The sequence below is a fragment of the Prolixibacter denitrificans genome, assembly GCF_003014495.1.
GTDB lineage: Bacteria > Bacteroidota > Bacteroidia > Bacteroidales > Prolixibacteraceae > Prolixibacter > Prolixibacter denitrificans.
In genome coordinates this window covers 55,675-71,312 of sequence record NZ_PYGC01000014.1, presented here as the reverse complement: position 1 = coordinate 71,312, position 15,638 = coordinate 55,675, and the positions used below count along the sequence as shown (strand labels likewise).

15 protein-coding genes are annotated in these 15,638 nt (G+C 45.7%); 6 read left to right on the top strand and 9 right to left on the bottom strand.

Annotation, left to right across the window (positions count from 1 at the left end):
• Position 1: 1 nt before the first annotated feature.
• The 8 genes from CLV93_RS18640 to CLV93_RS18605 all read right to left on the bottom strand — a co-directional run bounded on the left by CLV93_RS18640 (position 2) and on the right by CLV93_RS18605 (position 6,036).
• On the bottom strand, positions 2-748 hold the full coding sequence (locus tag CLV93_RS18640) for a TerB family tellurite resistance protein (RefSeq protein WP_106543741.1): 747 nt from the start codon (positions 746-748) through the stop codon (positions 2-4).
• Positions 732-1,331, bottom strand: coding sequence for a dephospho-CoA kinase (coaE, locus tag CLV93_RS18635; protein ID WP_106543740.1), 600 nt, complete (start codon positions 1,329-1,331; stop codon positions 732-734). Before coaE ends, CLV93_RS18640 begins: the two co-directional genes overlap by 17 nt.
• Positions 1,328-2,353, bottom strand: a complete 1,026-nt coding sequence (locus CLV93_RS18630) for a YbbR-like domain-containing protein (protein ID WP_146142087.1) — start codon at positions 2,351-2,353, stop codon at positions 1,328-1,330. Before CLV93_RS18630 ends, coaE begins: the two co-directional genes overlap by 4 nt.
• A gap of 43 nt (positions 2,354-2,396) precedes the next feature.
• Positions 2,397-2,711, bottom strand: coding sequence for a preprotein translocase subunit YajC (gene yajC / locus CLV93_RS18625; RefSeq protein WP_170108998.1), 315 nt, complete (start codon positions 2,709-2,711; stop codon positions 2,397-2,399).
• Positions 2,708-3,166, bottom strand: a complete 459-nt coding sequence (locus tag CLV93_RS18620; RefSeq protein ID WP_106543738.1) for a DUF1573 domain-containing protein — start codon at positions 3,164-3,166, stop codon at positions 2,708-2,710. The genes yajC and CLV93_RS18620 overlap by 4 nt, the downstream gene beginning before the upstream one ends.
• A gap of 6 nt (positions 3,167-3,172) precedes the next feature.
• Complete coding sequence (nusB, locus tag CLV93_RS18615) at positions 3,173-4,123, bottom strand: transcription antitermination factor NusB (protein WP_106543737.1); 951 nt, start codon at positions 4,121-4,123, stop codon at positions 3,173-3,175.
• Between the two features lie 150 nt (positions 4,124-4,273).
• Positions 4,274-5,005 (bottom strand): rhomboid family intramembrane serine protease, encoded by a 732-nt coding sequence (locus CLV93_RS18610; RefSeq protein WP_106543736.1) that lies wholly within the window; start codon positions 5,003-5,005, stop codon positions 4,274-4,276.
• Entirely contained in the window at positions 5,002-6,036 is a 1,035-nt protein-coding gene (locus tag CLV93_RS18605) for a threonine aldolase family protein (RefSeq protein WP_106543735.1), read from the bottom strand. The genes CLV93_RS18610 and CLV93_RS18605 overlap by 4 nt, the downstream gene beginning before the upstream one ends.
• A 229-nt stretch (positions 6,037-6,265) precedes the next feature.
• Between CLV93_RS18605 and CLV93_RS18600 the strand changes: the two genes are divergently transcribed.
• Complete coding sequence (locus CLV93_RS18600) at positions 6,266-7,588, top strand: cryptochrome/photolyase family protein (protein ID WP_106543734.1); 1,323 nt, start codon at positions 6,266-6,268, stop codon at positions 7,586-7,588.
• Here the strand turns inward: CLV93_RS18600 and CLV93_RS18595 are convergent.
• Positions 7,585-8,130, bottom strand: coding sequence for a glutathione peroxidase (locus CLV93_RS18595; RefSeq protein WP_106543733.1), 546 nt, complete (start codon positions 8,128-8,130; stop codon positions 7,585-7,587). The genes CLV93_RS18600 and CLV93_RS18595 overlap by 4 nt on opposite strands.
• Positions 8,131-8,318: 188 nt before the next feature.
• Here CLV93_RS18595 and CLV93_RS18590 point away from each other — a divergent pair, with 188 nt between their 5' ends.
• The 5 genes from CLV93_RS18590 to secA all read left to right on the top strand — a co-directional run bounded on the left by CLV93_RS18590 (position 8,319) and on the right by secA (position 15,632).
• On the top strand, positions 8,319-9,443 hold the full coding sequence (locus CLV93_RS18590; RefSeq protein ID WP_106543768.1) for a DNA polymerase III subunit gamma/tau: 1,125 nt from the start codon (positions 8,319-8,321) through the stop codon (positions 9,441-9,443).
• 14 nt (positions 9,444-9,457) lie between these two features.
• Positions 9,458-10,102: a hypothetical protein gene (locus CLV93_RS18585; RefSeq protein WP_106543732.1), complete on the top strand. Its 645-nt coding sequence runs from the start codon at positions 9,458-9,460 to the stop codon at positions 10,100-10,102.
• Between the two features lie 114 nt (positions 10,103-10,216).
• Positions 10,217-11,443: an NADP-dependent isocitrate dehydrogenase gene (locus CLV93_RS18580; RefSeq protein WP_106543731.1), complete on the top strand. Its 1,227-nt coding sequence runs from the start codon at positions 10,217-10,219 to the stop codon at positions 11,441-11,443.
• Between the two features lie 84 nt (positions 11,444-11,527).
• Positions 11,528-12,040: a ferritin gene (locus CLV93_RS18575; RefSeq protein WP_106543730.1), complete on the top strand. Its 513-nt coding sequence runs from the start codon at positions 11,528-11,530 to the stop codon at positions 12,038-12,040.
• Between the two features lie 265 nt (positions 12,041-12,305).
• Positions 12,306-15,632: a preprotein translocase subunit SecA gene (secA, locus tag CLV93_RS18570; protein ID WP_106543729.1), complete on the top strand. Its 3,327-nt coding sequence runs from the start codon at positions 12,306-12,308 to the stop codon at positions 15,630-15,632.
• Positions 15,633-15,638 lie beyond the last annotated feature (6 nt).

Sequence of the window (15,638 nt, the reverse complement as noted above, 5' to 3'; positions counted from 1 at the left end):
CCTAAACCATTTTTCTTTCCTGCCGGATAGCCTCGTAGGCTTCGTTAACCTTTTGAAATTTTTCTTTAGCGGCTTTCTGAACATCTTCTCCGAGGTAGCTAACTTTATCGGGATGATATTTTACGGCCATTTTGCGGTAGGCTTTCTTGATTTCCTGCTCGCTGGCCGTCGAAGATATCTCCAGAACCTGGTATGCCCAGTCCGTACTGGGAACAAACATCGATTCGATTGAATTGTAATCAGCATCGGATATTCCGAGGAAATAAGCGATGTTTTTTACCAGTACTTTTTCCCGTGGATCAATCTCGCGGTCTGCAGCTGCTATGCCAAACAAAAAGTGTATCAGTTGTAGCCGCGAAGAGTAGTCCATGTGACGTTTAATTTGGTGGCAGACTTCTGCAACCGGTATGTTTTGTTCCAGTAATCCTTTGAGCGATTTCACTGCTTCGGTAGCGGTTTCAACGCCAAAGTTTTGCTTAAAGAAGCTTTTTACGTAATCCAGTTCCGAACGGAGCACTTTGCCATCTGCTTTTAGAACGGCTGCGACCAGCACCAGCAGGCTAACGATGTAGTCTCCCTGAGTGGTCGGTTTGCGTTGTTGCGTCTGGTCGTACGGATGTTGGTATTGATTGATATTTACATCGGCACTGTCGATAACCGAGCCGATAATAAAACCGATTAATCCTCCGATAGGGCCAAGGACCGTCCATCCCAGGCCGCCGCCAATCCATTTAGCGAATTTTCCCATTGTTCTTAAAACGTTTATCCAATTCAACAACCTGCGGTATCACCAGGTTCGAGTTGTTGTTCTCAATAATGTAGTCGGCCAGTTTTCTCTTCTCTTGTTCCGGCCATTGATTCTGAATTCTGCTTTTTACTTGCTCGTAAGTTAGTTTGTCACGACTAACTACCCGCGCGATTCGTGTTTCTTCGGGAGCTGTAACGAGGATGATTTCATCCATGTCTTTGTAAAAGCCACTTTCAAACAGGATTGCGGCTTCGTAAATAATGTACGGGGCACGGCCATTAACCGTCAGCCAATGCTCATAATGTGCGTGCACAACTGGATGGACTAGCTCGTTGACTTCTTTTAATAACGACTTATCGGAAAAGATAAGGCCGGCTAACTTTTTCCGGTCCAGTTTCCCGTTTTCGAAATAGATAAAAGAGCCAAATAGGTTAATGAGGCCTTTTTTAATATCCTGATTTTCGTCCTGCAGCTTTTTGGCTTCGGCATCGGCTTCATAAACAGGCGCACCCAACAGACGGAAAATCCCGCAAATAGTGGACTTCCCGCTACCAATCCCGCCGGTTACTCCAATTTGCTTCATTGGTTGTTGTTTTTCTTTTCCAGGATAAATTCTACGTCCTTAGGATAGTAATCGTACGAAATAATATTCTGAGGATGTTTTTCCATCGTTACCGGAAGTTTTTGACGCGAAGTGCTGATGCTGTCATAATCGATGGAAGGCTGGAAGCTATCAGCACTGATTTGATCGTATTGGCTCAATCCCACCTTGTACGATACCTTAATGGACGAGGGAAAAGCCTTCAGATCAACGCTGTCGGGAACATGCTTGATGACGAGCGGAATTTCGCGGGTTCCCTCGGTTATTTGTTCTACTGGAATATTCAGTACCACGCGGCGGGGCGTAAACTGTAATTCATTATTTGCGGCGATTGAAACATTTCGCTGAATGCTATGTGAAAGATTCTTGTATTCTTGTTTCCGGGTCGATACAAATTTTAATGTATCCAAAACATCCTCGGGGCCTCTAACTACTACCGAGTCGGGTGTGGTGTAGGGAGATTGTTTCAGCATGTATTGATTGAGCAGGGTGACGTTGACTTCCGGTTTGACCAGAAACTTTCGTTCAACAATCGGGTCGAAATTAAAATAGAGGCTGTCCGGGTAAATGTTCAGTACCTGAATTTCGTTACTAATCTGATTAACAATCATGCTCCGGTTCGCTTCGGTTGAAGCCGAAAAACCAAAATGATTATTTTCCGATACTTTATGCTTGGTCTTTAGTTCACTCACATTGATTAAAATGGGAGAGAAAGATAGCCTGAGTTTGTGTCGCAACAAGGTAAAACCGTATGCATTTACGGTACATTCCAATCGTTGCGGAAGTGGTTGTGATAACTTCTGGTCGGTGGGGAGATCGATGTATTTTACCGGAAAGGAGATGCGGGCCGTGTAATTCTTGCTGAGGTTATTAAGTGTCCAGAAAAAGGACGAAATCGCAAAGCAGATGAGAAATATAAACAGTTTGCCGTCGCGGCGAAGCGGATGTTCGTCACGGAAAAATCTTTTGATTTTATATATCCTTGTTCGTATTTCTCTAATCACGGCCAACTAAAATTTAAAAAAGGCTGGAAGAACCAGCCTTTTATCATTTTTGCTGCGGTGCGTCGCTGATGTCTTTTAGCACAACACTCTTGTCTACTTTTACCTTCACGTTAGGGGCAATTTCGAGGAAGATAATGTTGTCTTTAATTTCAACAATCCGTCCATACAATCCACCGGTAGTCACTACTTTATCGCCTTTTTGTAGCGAAGAGCGGAAGTTTCGTAGTTCTTTCTGACGTTTCATCTGAGGTCTGATCATGAAAAAATAGAAAACGACCATAATCAATACCAGGGGAAGAAAGGTCATCAATGGATTGGTTTGCTGTTGTGCAATAACAAAGAGTAAGTTGTTCATCATTTCGTATTTATCAGTTTTTCAAATTGTTTGTTCAATACATGCGCCGTAACGGCTATTTTCTTCTTCAACCCGCTGCGGGTCTCAATCTCGATGGTTTTGAATTGGTTTCCCCATTCACCATCGGAGTTAAAGATAACTTCAATTGTGGATTTTTCTCCCGGTTGAACCGGTTTTTTCGGATATAAAATTTCCAAACATCCACATTCGTTATCTATTTTTGAGATGGTAAGCGGCTTACCACCTGCGTTTTCAAAACGGAAGGAAAAAGAGACGACCTCTCCTGCCTTCAGGGTACCAAAATTATGGATTTCGTCGTGAAACTCAAATTTGGCCGGTCCCTTTTGTTTTACAGATGTCGTATCTTTTTGGATGTTGTTCTTTCGGGCAGGATGGTTATGGCATCCCGACAAAAAAAGTAACGTAATTAGATAAATGACGACGGTAAAACGGCTCATCTTTTCTTATTTTCCATCCAACAGTCCGCGACCGGCTTTCACAATGCGGCCATCTTCCTGGAAATCTTTGCTTATCCGGTCGAGTACACCATTAATAAAGGTTGAGCTACGTTTCGTACTGTAATATTTCGACAGCTCAATATATTCGTTCAGCGTCACCTTAATCGGAATGGAAGGGAAATCTGTCAGCTCGGTGATGGCCAGCTCGAGGATAAGAATATCCATCAGTGCCACACGTTCCACGTCCCAGTTTTTAGTGTACGACTCAATGATTTTGTGGTTCTCTTCGTGCTTCAGAATCGTTTTCCGGAATAGTTTTACGGTGTAATCCTTGTCTTCATCATCTTTATAAAGAGAAAGCAGACGAAGGGTCGGAGAAGGATCCTGTTTTACCTTTTTCATGGTTTTGATGACCATGCTAATAACAAAATCTAAATCGTCGTTCCAGTATATGCTCTGTTCTTCCAGCTCACTTTCGAAAAGATCGTTGTTGAGAACCAACTCAGCAAAGAAGCGTTCGCAAAGCTTTTGGTCGGCCTGAATGCTGCTTGTTTCGGCTGTGAGGTATTGCTTGTAAAATTCCGCTTCTGCCAGCTCAAGGTAGAGCTTTCGAATGAGTTCCGGATTGTTCTTCCAGCTGATTTTGTTGTCCTCGATGTATTTATTCAACGCTTCGTTCTCTTTCAGCCGGTTGATAATCCGGTTGTCGATAAAGCGGGTATTGGGGTGCAGATCATCCCACGACGGAATGTTTTTACGCTTTCCGGCAGTCTGTCGTTCTTCGGCAAAATCGCGAACTTCGATGAGCAGAGCAAACAGTAAGTGATAAAGGTCGTATGTTTTACGGATGCTGAAGTTTAGTTCTGATTCTGATTGGTTAATGGTTTTTCCCGGTGTGGTAAAGTGGGCATACAGAATCTGCAATACTTTGGTGCGGATGATCCTACGGCTAATCATAATCGGGTAAGAACTTTCTTTTTATTAGATTTCCTATTGCTAATTGTTACGAGGGCAAAAATACAACATTTATTGGATGTACAGACCAATTCGGTTGACGTTCGTTGTTTTATTTACTATTTGTTGATATTGAGTCGTATACCGATGGGCTCAGGATGGACGTTCTTCCTCTTCGAAATCTTGTGCTGAATCGGGCGAAATGGTGTTTTCTTCAACCTTCTCCTCTGTCGAAACGAATTCATCATCATCTTCTTCCCAGTGATGTTCTTCTTCCGGCGGGCCTTTCTTCCGGTAGACGACTGCCAAAACCAGTCCGGATATGCCTCCCCAGAGATGTCCTTCCCACGAGATTTCCGGTTTCATGGGAAAGATTCCCCAAAACAGTCCTCCATAAAGGAAGACCACAATAATGGAAATGGTGAGCAGGCGAACATTATTGCGAACGACACCACTCATAAAAAGGAAGGCAGCGAGTCCGTATATGACACCGCTGGCGCCAATATGCCAGGCTTCCCGTGCTCCCAGCCAAACGAACGTTCCCGACAAAATCCAAATAAGGAAAAAGATGCGATAGGCCAGATCCCGGTAGAAGAATAAAAGCGCGACGGTGAGGATAAATAGCGGGACGGTATTGGCCATCAGGTGGCTGAAGCTACCGTGAACCAAAGGTGCGGTAATGATTCCGATCAGTCCTTTCTCATGAAGTGGATAAATCCCGCCCTGTACCAAATCAAGATGAAATTCTGATTCGAATAACCTGATTAGCCAAAGCAAGACAACCAGGAAAGACGGAAAGAACAGGCTGTGCCGGAAAATCCGCTTGTCCAGTTGTCGTTGCTCTTCGGTGTAATTATTGCCCGGAATGTACCGGAATATGCTCATTTTTTCATTTTTTGCCGTAGCAGGTTTCCAAACGTACGGATGTCTTCTTCGGTGGTGTCGAACGAGGTCATCCAGCGTACCTCGTTACGTTGTTCGTCCCAGGTATAGAAGAAAAATTCTTTCTGTAACTCAGGAATCAATTCGCCGGGAATAATGGCAAATACGCCGTTGGCATCTACCGGTTGGGTGATTTCAACACCTTCGATGGAGCGGATTTCTTCTTCGAGTAATTTTGCCATACGGTTGGAGTGTGTGGCGTTTTCCTTCCACAAGCCATTTCCCAGATAAGGAATAAACTGGGCACTGATGAAGCGCATCTTGGAACTCAACTGTGCTGCCTGTTTGCGGAAATATTTCGTTAAAGTGGCCAGTTCCGGACGGAAGAAAACAACAGCTTCTCCCATCATCATTCCATTTTTTGTACCGCCGAATGAGAGAATGTCGACTCCGGCATCGCGGGTGAATTCGCGGAAATTCATATCGAGTGCGACAGCGGCATTGGCCAGGCGGGCGCCATCCATGTGCAGGTACATACCGTGTTCGTGTGCCAAATCGGCCAATGCCTGAACCTCTTCCTTTTTATAAACGGTTCCCAGTTCGGTTGCCTGCGTAATGCTGATAACTCCGGGCTGAGCATGATGCTCGAAACCAAAGCCATGCAGTTCCGGTTTGATGTCTTCCGGGCGCAGCTTACCGTCGGATGTTTTGATGGGAATTAATTTACAGCCGGTAAATTTTTCCGGAGCACCGCATTCGTCTACCTGGATGTGCGCTGTTTCGGCGCAGATGATGGAATTGAATGAGCGGGAAGCTGATTTTAAACTGAGAATATTGGCACCAGTGCCATTGAATACAAAAAATACTTCGGTATCGTCGCCAAACTCTTTCTTAAAAAGTTGAATGGCTTGCTCGGTCCATTTGTCGCCGCCATAGCCGACAGCATGGCCCTGGTTGGCTTCTGCCATTGCTTTCAGGATATCGGGATGAATCCCGGAATTATTGTCGCTGGCAAAGCCTCTTTCATGTGTCATGTATCAATCTTATTTTTAAATTAAACTTTCAGGCGTTACTCCTGTGATCGGTTGGTTTTTGTACCGGTTTGAAGTTACGATATTAACTATTCTGCGCAAAAATATGTTTCTTTTTAGATTAAATTGTCGTATTTTCAAATGCACGGAAGTATTGATTTTAGTGGTTATCCAAACCGGATGGCCATTTTTTCACTGCTAATATGGGTGATAACTTGGTAAAGGTTTTGAGATGAGAAAAAAAGAGAAAGCTGTCGTTAGTATTTTCTGGTTTCGTCGCGATTTGCGGCTGGAAGACAACATCGGTCTCATGCATGCTCTGAAAACCAGGGAGAATGTGTTGCCAGTGTTTATTTTCGATCCGGAAATATTTCAGCGGGATCAAAAGAACCGAAATGTTCAGGTAGGTTTTGTTTATGATGCATTGCTGAGTATTAAGGAAAAACTGGAAATCCTTGGTTCCGATCTTTATGTCGCGGCAGGAAAGCCGCTTGACGTTTTCAAAACATTGATGGAAACGTATCACATATTTAGTGTGTATGCCAACCGGGAATATGAACCATACACGCTTCAGCGGGATGAAGAAATAGCCTCTTTTTTGAACCAACATGAGGTGGAGTTTCATACCTATAAGGATCATGTTTTATTTGAAAAAGACGAAATAGTAAAAGATAACGGTGAGCCGTATACGGTTTTCACTGCCTACAAGCAACGGTTTCTGCGAAAGCTGAATTTGTCGATGGTTGTGCCGGCACCCATTTCTAAATATGCCCATAACTTTTTCCGGACGGTGCCAATACCGATGCCATCGTTGGAAGAAATGAAATATTCGAGAGTGGATGTGCCGATACCAGCCCGGAAGTTACCCGCCGAGTTGCTGAAAAACTATGAATCCGAACGGGATTTTCCGGCCCGGAACGGAACGTCACACCTGGGTGTCCATTTGCGGTTTGGAACGGTTAGTATCCGGAAGGTGACAGCATTGGCTATGCAGCATTCCGATACATTTCTGAGCGAATTGCTCTGGCGGAATTTCTACAGCGTTATTTTGTGGTTCTTCCCGGAAGTCGTGCACCGGTCTTTCAAGCCGGCCTACGATGATATTTTGTGGGAGAACAAGAAGGGGCAGTTCGAGGCCTGGTGTGAAGGACGGACCGGCTATCCGCTGGTCGACGCCGGGATGCGGGAACTGAATGCTACGGGCTACATGCACAACCGCGTGCGGATGGTTGTGGCCAGCTTTCTGTGTAAGCATTTGTTAATCGATTGGCGCTGGGGCGAAGCTTTTTTTGCCAGTAAGTTGCTGGATTATGATCTGGCTTCGAATAATGGTGGCTGGCAGTGGGCGGCCGGTTCAGGAAATGATGCAGCACCTTATTTCCGTGTGTTTAATCCCGAGTTGCAGGCAAAGAAGTTCGATCCGAAAGGTGAGTACATTGTAAAATGGGTCCCGGAATATGGAACCATGTCCTATCCGAAACCCATTGTCGTCCATGCTGAAGCCCGCGAGCGGGCGCTTACACGTTATGCCGAAGCGGTAAAAGCGAAAGCTTAGTTTTTACTTTCAATCCAGCTGATAATCTTTTCCGAATCAGGCTTGTCTTGTGGCCACGCGACTCCAACAAGATGGCCTGTTTTATCAATCATGAACTTCTGGAAGTTCCATTTGATCGGTGCATCCATCACTCCGTTTTTTGATTTTTCCGTGAGCCATTGGTAGAGTGGGGCCATGTCATCACCCTTCACCGAAATTTTTGACATCATCGGGAATGTAACATCATAATTTTCGGTACAGAACGTCTTGATTTGGGCATTGGTACCTGGTTCCTGGTGCATGAAATTATTGGCCGGAAAGCCAACGATGACAAACTTGTCGGGTCCGTATTTCTTATAAATGGCTTCAAGTTGTTTGTACTGAGGGGTGAATCCGCATTTGGAAGCGGTATTTACAATCAGCACTTTTTTACCTTTCAGCGACGCCATATCAAATGGGTGTCCATCAATATCTGTTACCTTGAAATCGTAAATGGTCTTTTCCTGCGCGAACGTAGTGAGTGTCATTGTCAGGATGGAGATGAGCAAAAAGAATTTTTTCATAACCTGTCAGTTTTTATTTCGGATTTAATAACAATAAACTCTGGTAAAAAGTTGCTTCCGGTAATTTTCATCTGGCAGTAAACCAGAAGCTTGTTTTAGTCGTTGATAACTTATGCGAAAACGGGACACAAATGGTCTCCCATTTTATACTATATTTGGATTTCAAATCTGGCACCCGAGGAATTTTTATGGAGAATTATATTGTTTCAGCAAGAAAATACAGACCTTTTACGTTCAGCTCAGTAATTGGGCAACCCTCTATTACAGCCACGCTTAAGAATGCGATCCGGAACAGTCATCTGGCGCACGCCTACCTGTTTTGCGGTCCCCGTGGAGTAGGGAAAACGACCTCGGCCCGTATTTTTGCCAAAACCATCAATTGCCAGAATCTTACTGCTGAAACAGAGCCATGCAATACCTGTGAATCATGTATGGCATTCAATGAAAATCGCTCCTACAACATTCACGAACTGGATGCAGCTTCCAATAACTCGGTAGACGATATCCGTACCTTGGTTGACCAGGTTCGGATTCCCCCGCAGATTGGAAAATACAGTGTGTACATTATCGATGAGGTGCACATGTTGTCGCAGGCTGCCTTCAACGCTTTCCTGAAAACACTGGAAGAACCGCCGGCACACGCTATTTTCGTGCTGGCCACGACCGAGAAACATAAAATACTGCCAACCATTCTTTCGCGTTGTCAAATCTTTGATTTCAACCGGATTGGTATTACCGATATCGAAAAGCATTTGGCTTCGGTGGCCGAAAAAGAGCAAATCACTTTTGAACCGGAAGCATTGAACATCATCGCTCAAAAAGCGGATGGTGCGATGCGTGACGCTCTTTCCATCTTCGACCAGGTGGTAAGTTTTTCGGGAAGTAATATCACTTACCAGGATACTATTGCCAACCTGAATGTGTTGGATTACGACTACTATTTCCGATTGATTGACGGATTTCAGAAAGGAGATGTGTCAGGTGTCCTAATGATTTTCAATGAAATTCTGGACAAGGGATTTAACGGACACCATTTTGTAGCCGGATTGTGTCAGCATTTCCGCGATTTGCTGGTTTGCAAGGATCAGGTGACGGTGGAACTGCTCGAAGTAGGCGGCGATATCAAAGAGAAATACAGCCAGCAGGCGAAAGCATGTGATTTACCATTTCTGGTGGAAGGCTTGAGGCTGGCCAGCGAATGTGACATGCAATACAAGTCTTCCTCGAACAAACGCTTCCTGGTGGAACTTGCGCTTATTCGTATTGCACAGCTGGAAGAGGCATTAAAAAAAAAAGAGCTGACGAACGCGTAGCTTCAACTATACTTTTGCCCATATTCTCGGCACCGGCAGCAACGAAAGCTAATAAACCGCAGGGTGCCGCAACACAAAGCAGTGCAGTTCGGAGTCAACCAACCGAGGTGAACAAGCCGGTTAATACGCCGACGGTAACTTCGCCCGGAAAGGTAAAAACAAGGAGAGTGGCACGAAGGGACAGCATTTCAACACCTTCGATTGCCAATGCACTGAAAGGAAATATCTCGTCCGGTGAATACAAAAAAGAGGTGACGCAGAAGGCAACGCAGGCGGCTGAGCCGGAAGAACAACCGTTTACCGGAGAACAGTTGGTTGCTGTGTGGAAAGAGTTTGTGGTGCGGGTGGAAGCACCTCAGTTGAATGCGGCGTTATCGACGCGCGAACCCTCGTTGGGTGATGGCTGGACGGTGAATTACATGCTCGACAACGAGACACAACGCGAAAGGCTGGTTTTGGAAGTGAAACCCAAATTATTGGGATTCCTGAGAAGAACATTGCGGAACGAACGGATTGAAGTGGAGTTTCAGATTGCGGAAGGTGATGATGCGTTACCGCGTAAGCCTTATTCCGACTCGGAAAAATGGCAGGCCATGGTGGATGAAAATCCTTCGCTGGCGCTTTTTAAGAAGATGTTCGGGCTCGATTTTGACAGTTAAGAGAATCTTGAAACTATATGTACCGTAACCTGAGATGTTAATGAATTCAAACTAAACCAGTCAATTCTTGTTTAGTACAACATCTAATTTACTCTATTAAAAAATTATTCAGGCATGGACAAAATTAATGTTTCCAATCCCGTAGTAGAACTTGACGGCGATGAAATGACCAGGATTATCTGGCAGATGATTAAAGATCAGCTTATTCTGCCGTATTTGAACCTTGATATCAAGTATTTTGACCTGGGCATTGAGCACCGTGATGCTACCAACGACCAGGTGACTGTTGATGCAGCCAACGCCATCAAGAAGTACAAAGTAGGGATTAAGTGTGCAACCATTACCCCGGATGAAAAGCGGGTGGAAGAGTTTGGCCTTAAGCGGATGTACAAATCACCGAATGGTACCATCCGTAACATCATTGGAGGAACGATTTTCCGCGAGCCCATTTTCGTGAAGAATGTACCGCGTCTGGTTCCGCAGTGGACTGGCCCGATTGTCATCGGACGTCACGCATTTGGTGACCAGTATCGCGCAACCGATATGGTTGTCGATCGTCCTGGTAAGCTGACCATGACGTTCACTCCGGAAGATGGTTCTGACCCCGTAACCCACGAAGTATATGACTTCGAAGGAGCTGGTGTGGCAATGTCGATGTACAACACCGAAGAATCGATTCGCGGATTTGCACATAGCTGTTTTAAAATGGCCCTGCAGAAAAAATGGCCACTTTACCTGTCAACCAAGAATACCATCCTCAAGAAATATGACGGTTTCTTTAAAGATATCTTCCAGGATATTTATGAAAAAGATTACCAGAAACAATTCGAAGAAGCTGGCATCACTTACGAGCACCGTCTGATTGATGACATGGTGGCATCGGCATTGAAATGGAACGGTAACTTCATCTGGGCATGTAAAAACTACGATGGCGACGTACAGTCGGATACCGTTGCTCAGGGATTTGGTTCACTCGGTCTGATGACTTCCGTGCTGATGACTCCGGAGGGTGATATTCTGGAAGCAGAAGCTGCTCACGGAACGGTTACCCGTCACTATCGTGAACACCAGAAAGGCAACCCGACTTCAACCAACCCGATTGCTTCCATCTTTGCATGGACGCGTGGTCTGGCATTCCGCGGACGCCTTGACAACAACGAAGAGTTGATCAAATTCAGTCATACGCTGGAAGAAGTTTGCGTTGATACCGTTGAATCAGGCAAAATGACAAAAGACCTGGCACTGGCTATTCACGGCAAGGACCTGAAACCGGAACACTATCTGACAACAGAGCAGTTCCTGAGTACGCTGGCAGACGGTCTGAAAGCGCGGATGAGTTAATAAATGCGTTCCCAACGTGGCTGGGCGCCCGCCTGATTATTTGTATATTTGGGTTCGGATATATAAACCTTAAATCAATTAATCATGTTGAAAGAAGCAGTTAATAAAGCAATCAACGAGCAAATTAACGCTGAATTTCATTCGGCTTACCTCTATTTGTCCATGTCGGCTTATTTCGAAGCTGTCGGTTTGTCAGGTTTTGCCAATTGGATGAAGGTTCAATACAAGGAGGAGTTGGCGCACGCACAGAAATTTTTCGATTACGTGAACGACCGGGGAGCACGGGTAATTCTGGACCCGATTGCTGAAGTTCCGGCTGAGTTCGATAATGTAATCGATGTGTATGAAAAGACGCTGGCTCACGAGCAAAGCGTTACGGAACGCATTAATAAACTGATGGATATAGCTATCGCTGAATCGGATCATGCTACCAAAAGCTTTCTTCAATGGTTCCTCGACGAACAGGTTGAAGAGGAGAATACAGTTGATCAGATTTTGAATAATCTGAAGATGATCAACGGCGAAGGACAAGGCCTGCTGATGATGGATCGGGAAATGGGCAACCGTTCATTTACAGATCCGACAGCCGGGGCATAGTTCTTGATAAACAATTCCCGTCAGGCAAATCTGCCATCTTGCGGGAAATTGATCCGATCGCGATTTTACATCCGAAAATATTGATTTCGTAAAGAGGAGAGTGCCCTTGGCGGTATTCTCCTTTTTTTGTTCTGTGATGGCAAAAAATTGGGGAATTTCACTCGCTGAAAAAAGCAAGGATTGTTTTCAATACTTGCAACTTTTAGTTTAATTTGTGAGTGATTCGCGATAGAAGTAAACATAAAAAATAACAGAACAAGATATAATGGCATTTGTAACAAAATTTCTAACACAAGTCTTTGGTAATAAATCCGAAAGGGATATCAAAGGGATTTTGCCGGTATTGGAACGCGTTAAAAGTGAATTTGAGCGCGTAACCGGATTTACCAACGACGAGCTTAGAGCTGAGACCGAAAAACTAAAAGCCAGGATTAAAGAGTATATCAAGGCTGAAGAAGACGAAATAGCTTCATTGAAGGAACAGGCTGAAAGTGGTTCAGTGCCTTTGGAAGAGAGTGAAAAACTCTACGATCGGGTCGACAAACTGGAAGAGGTGATCGATACGAAAATTGAAGAGGTATTGAATGAAGTATTGCCCACCGCTTTTGCCATCGTAAAAGATACTGCCCGTCGTTTTGCTGAAAACGAACAGCTGGAAGTGACTGCCAACGATTTCGACCGTGATTTGGCTGCGGCGAAGGACTATGTTGACATGAAAGGCGATAAAGCCGTTTATTCCAATCACTGGGAAGCGGGTGGTTCGGACCAGAGATGGAATATGATTCACTACGATGTTCAGCTCATTGGTGGTATAGTGCTTCACGAAGGTAAAATTGCTGAGATGGCGACCGGTGAAGGTAAGACGCTGGTGGCTACCTTGCCGGTGTTCCTGAATGCTCTGGCCGACAGAGGTGTTCACCTGGTAACCGTGAACGATTATCTGGCTCGTCGTGACTCGGAGTGGATGGGACCGATTTTCGAATTCCACGGTTTGTCTGTTGATTGTATCGACAAGCATCAGCCCAACTCGGCCGAACGACGTGCTGCCTACAATGCGCACATCACGTACGGAACCAATAATGAGTTTGGTTTCGATTACCTGCGTGACAACATGGCCATCAACCCATCCGATTTGGTGCAGCGGAAACACCACTACGCCATCGTCGATGAGGTCGACTCGGTTTTGATTGACGATGCTCGTACGCCGTTGATTATTTCGGGTCCGATTCCGAAAGGTGATGACCAGCTATTCGAAGAGTTGAAATCACCGATCGAGCGTTTGGTAAAACTGCAGCGTGACTTGGTCGCGCAAATTCTGGCGGAAGCCAAGAGAAAGATAAAATCGGAAGATTCGAAAGAGCGTGATGAAGGTGCATTGTTATTGTACCGTGCATTTAAAGGTCTTCCTAAGAATAAAGCGATCATTCGTTACCTGAGTGAAGAGGGTATCAAAGCTAAGATGCAGAAGTCGGAGAACTACTACATGCAGGACAATAGCAAGAACATGCATGTTGTTACCGACCCGCTTTACTTCGTTATCGACGAGAAACTGAACTCAATTGAGTTGACCGATAAGGGTATCGATGTGCTGTCGCAAGACAACGAAGACCCCAACTTCTTTATTTTGCCCGATATCGGTGCAGAGATTGCTGAGATCGAAAACGACCAGTCGTTGGAAGACCAGGCCAAACTGGAAAAGAAAGATGAGCTGATTCAGAGTTACGCGGTGAAGTCCGAGCGTGTGCACACCATTAACCAGTTGTTGCGTGCCTACACCATGTTCGAAAAGGATGTGGAGTACGTGGTGATGGACAACAAGGTGAAAATCGTGGATGAGCAAACCGGTCGTATCATGGAAGGACGCCGTTACTCCGACGGATTGCACCAGGCCATCGAGGCGAAAGAGCGGGTGACCGTGGAAGCGGCTACGCAGACGTTCGCGACGATTACGCTTCAGAATTACTTCCGGATGTACCACAAACTGGCCGGTATGACGGGTACTGCAGAGACGGAAGCAGGTGAATTGTGGGACATCTACAAACTGGAAGTAGTGGTCATCCCGACCAACAAACCCATTGTCCGTAAGGACCAGGAAGACTTGGTTTACAAAACCAAGAAAGAGAAATACAACGCCATTATTGAAGAGATTACCAACCTGCATAAGCAGGGACGGCCGGTGCTGGTAGGTACCACTTCCGTGGAAATATCGGAATTGCTGAGCCGGATGCTGAAAATGCGGGGTATCGATCACCAGGTGCTGAACGCAAAGTTGCACCAGCGTGAGGCTGACATTGTGGCGGAAGCCGGTAAACCTGGAACGGTAACCATTGCAACCAACATGGCCGGTCGTGGTACCGACATCAAATTGACGCCGGAAACAAAAGACGCCGGTGGTTTGGCTATCATCGGTACTGAGCGTCACGAATCACGTCGTGTCGATCGTCAGTTGCGCGGACGTTCCGGTCGTCAGGGTGACCCCGGTTCATCACAGTTCTTCGTGTCGCTGGAAGATGACCTGATGCGTCTCTTCTCTTCCGACCGGATTGCCGGTATCATGGACCGTTTGGGACTGGAAGAAGGCGAAGTGATTCAGCACTCCATGATTTCCAAATCCATTGAGCGGGCACAGAAGAAAGTCGAGGAGAACAACTTCGGTATTCGTAAGCGTTTGCTGGAATATGATGATGTGATGAACTCGCAGCGTGAGGTGATTTACAAGAAACGTAAACACGCACTCTTCGGCGAACGCCTGGAAGTGGATGTGCTGAATATGATGTATGACTCGGTGGAAGCACTGGTAGCCGATTTCCATCCGATGGGACAGGAAGGCTACGAAGAATTCCGCCTCGAGACCATGCGTCTGCTCTCCATCGACACTTCGGTGACGAAGGAGGAATTCATCAGCCAGAATCCGGAAGAAATTACCGATCGGATTTACAAAGCAATGATCGACAATTATTCCCGTAAGGTACAGATCATTTCCAAACAGGCATGGCCGGTCATTAAAGATGTGTACGAACACAAATCACACATATACAATAACATTGTTGTTCCTATCAGCGACGGACAGAAGGTTTACCAGATTGTTACCAACCTCGAGAAATCGTATAAAACAGAGGCACAGGACCTGGTGAAATCGTATACCAAGCAGGTAAACCTTGCTTCGATTGACGATGAGTGGAAAGAGCACCTGCGCGAACTGGACGACTTGCGTACATCAGTGCAGAATGCCAGTTACGAGCAGAAAGACCCGCTGTTGATTTACAAGCTTGAATCGTTCAACCTCTTCAAGTCGATGATGGACAAGCTGAACCGAAATGTTGTTTCTACCCTGATGAAAGGACATATTCCGATTAGCGACCCGAACCAGGTGCAGGAAGCGCAGGCGGTGCAACACACCGATCGGTCACAGTATCAGGAAGAGAAGAGCGAAGCCGGCGGCATGAGTTCCGGTGGCGGACAAGGTGGTGAGCAACAACCGCAGAAGAAAATGGAACCGGTTCGTCACGGGCCAAAAATCGGACGAAATGACCCGTGTCCGTGCGGAAGTGGAAAGAAATATAAACAATGTCACGGGCGTGGTGTTGTGTAAACGAAA

What these genes read in the sequence shown, in the direction of transcription:
- CLV93_RS18640 (WP_106543741.1), bottom strand. Translation starts at nt 748, where the DNA reads ATGGGAAAATTCGCTAAATGGATTGGCGGCGGCCTGGGATGGACGGTC.
- coaE (WP_106543740.1), bottom strand. Translation starts at nt 1,331, where the DNA reads ATGAAGCAAATTGGAGTAACCGGCGGGATTGGTAGCGGGAAGTCCACT.
- yajC (WP_170108998.1), bottom strand. Translation starts at nt 2,711, where the DNA reads ATGATGAACAACTTACTCTTTGTTATTGCACAACAGCAAACCAATCCA.
- CLV93_RS18620 (WP_106543738.1), bottom strand. Translation starts at nt 3,166, where the DNA reads ATGAGCCGTTTTACCGTCGTCATTTATCTAATTACGTTACTTTTTTTG.
- nusB (WP_106543737.1), bottom strand. Translation starts at nt 4,123, where the DNA reads ATGATTAGCCGTAGGATCATCCGCACCAAAGTATTGCAGATTCTGTAT.
- CLV93_RS18610 (WP_106543736.1), bottom strand. Translation starts at nt 5,005, where the DNA reads ATGAGCATATTCCGGTACATTCCGGGCAATAATTACACCGAAGAGCAA.
- CLV93_RS18605 (WP_106543735.1), bottom strand. Translation starts at nt 6,036, where the DNA reads ATGACACATGAAAGAGGCTTTGCCAGCGACAATAATTCCGGGATTCAT.
- CLV93_RS18600 (WP_106543734.1), top strand. Translation starts at nt 6,266, where the DNA reads ATGAGAAAAAAAGAGAAAGCTGTCGTTAGTATTTTCTGGTTTCGTCGC.
- CLV93_RS18595 (WP_106543733.1), bottom strand. Translation starts at nt 8,130, where the DNA reads ATGAAAAAATTCTTTTTGCTCATCTCCATCCTGACAATGACACTCACT.
- CLV93_RS18590 (WP_106543768.1), top strand. Translation starts at nt 8,319, where the DNA reads ATGGAGAATTATATTGTTTCAGCAAGAAAATACAGACCTTTTACGTTC.
- CLV93_RS18580 (WP_106543731.1), top strand. Translation starts at nt 10,217, where the DNA reads ATGGACAAAATTAATGTTTCCAATCCCGTAGTAGAACTTGACGGCGAT.
- CLV93_RS18575 (WP_106543730.1), top strand. Translation starts at nt 11,528, where the DNA reads ATGTTGAAAGAAGCAGTTAATAAAGCAATCAACGAGCAAATTAACGCT.
- secA (WP_106543729.1), top strand. Translation starts at nt 12,306, where the DNA reads ATGGCATTTGTAACAAAATTTCTAACACAAGTCTTTGGTAATAAATCC.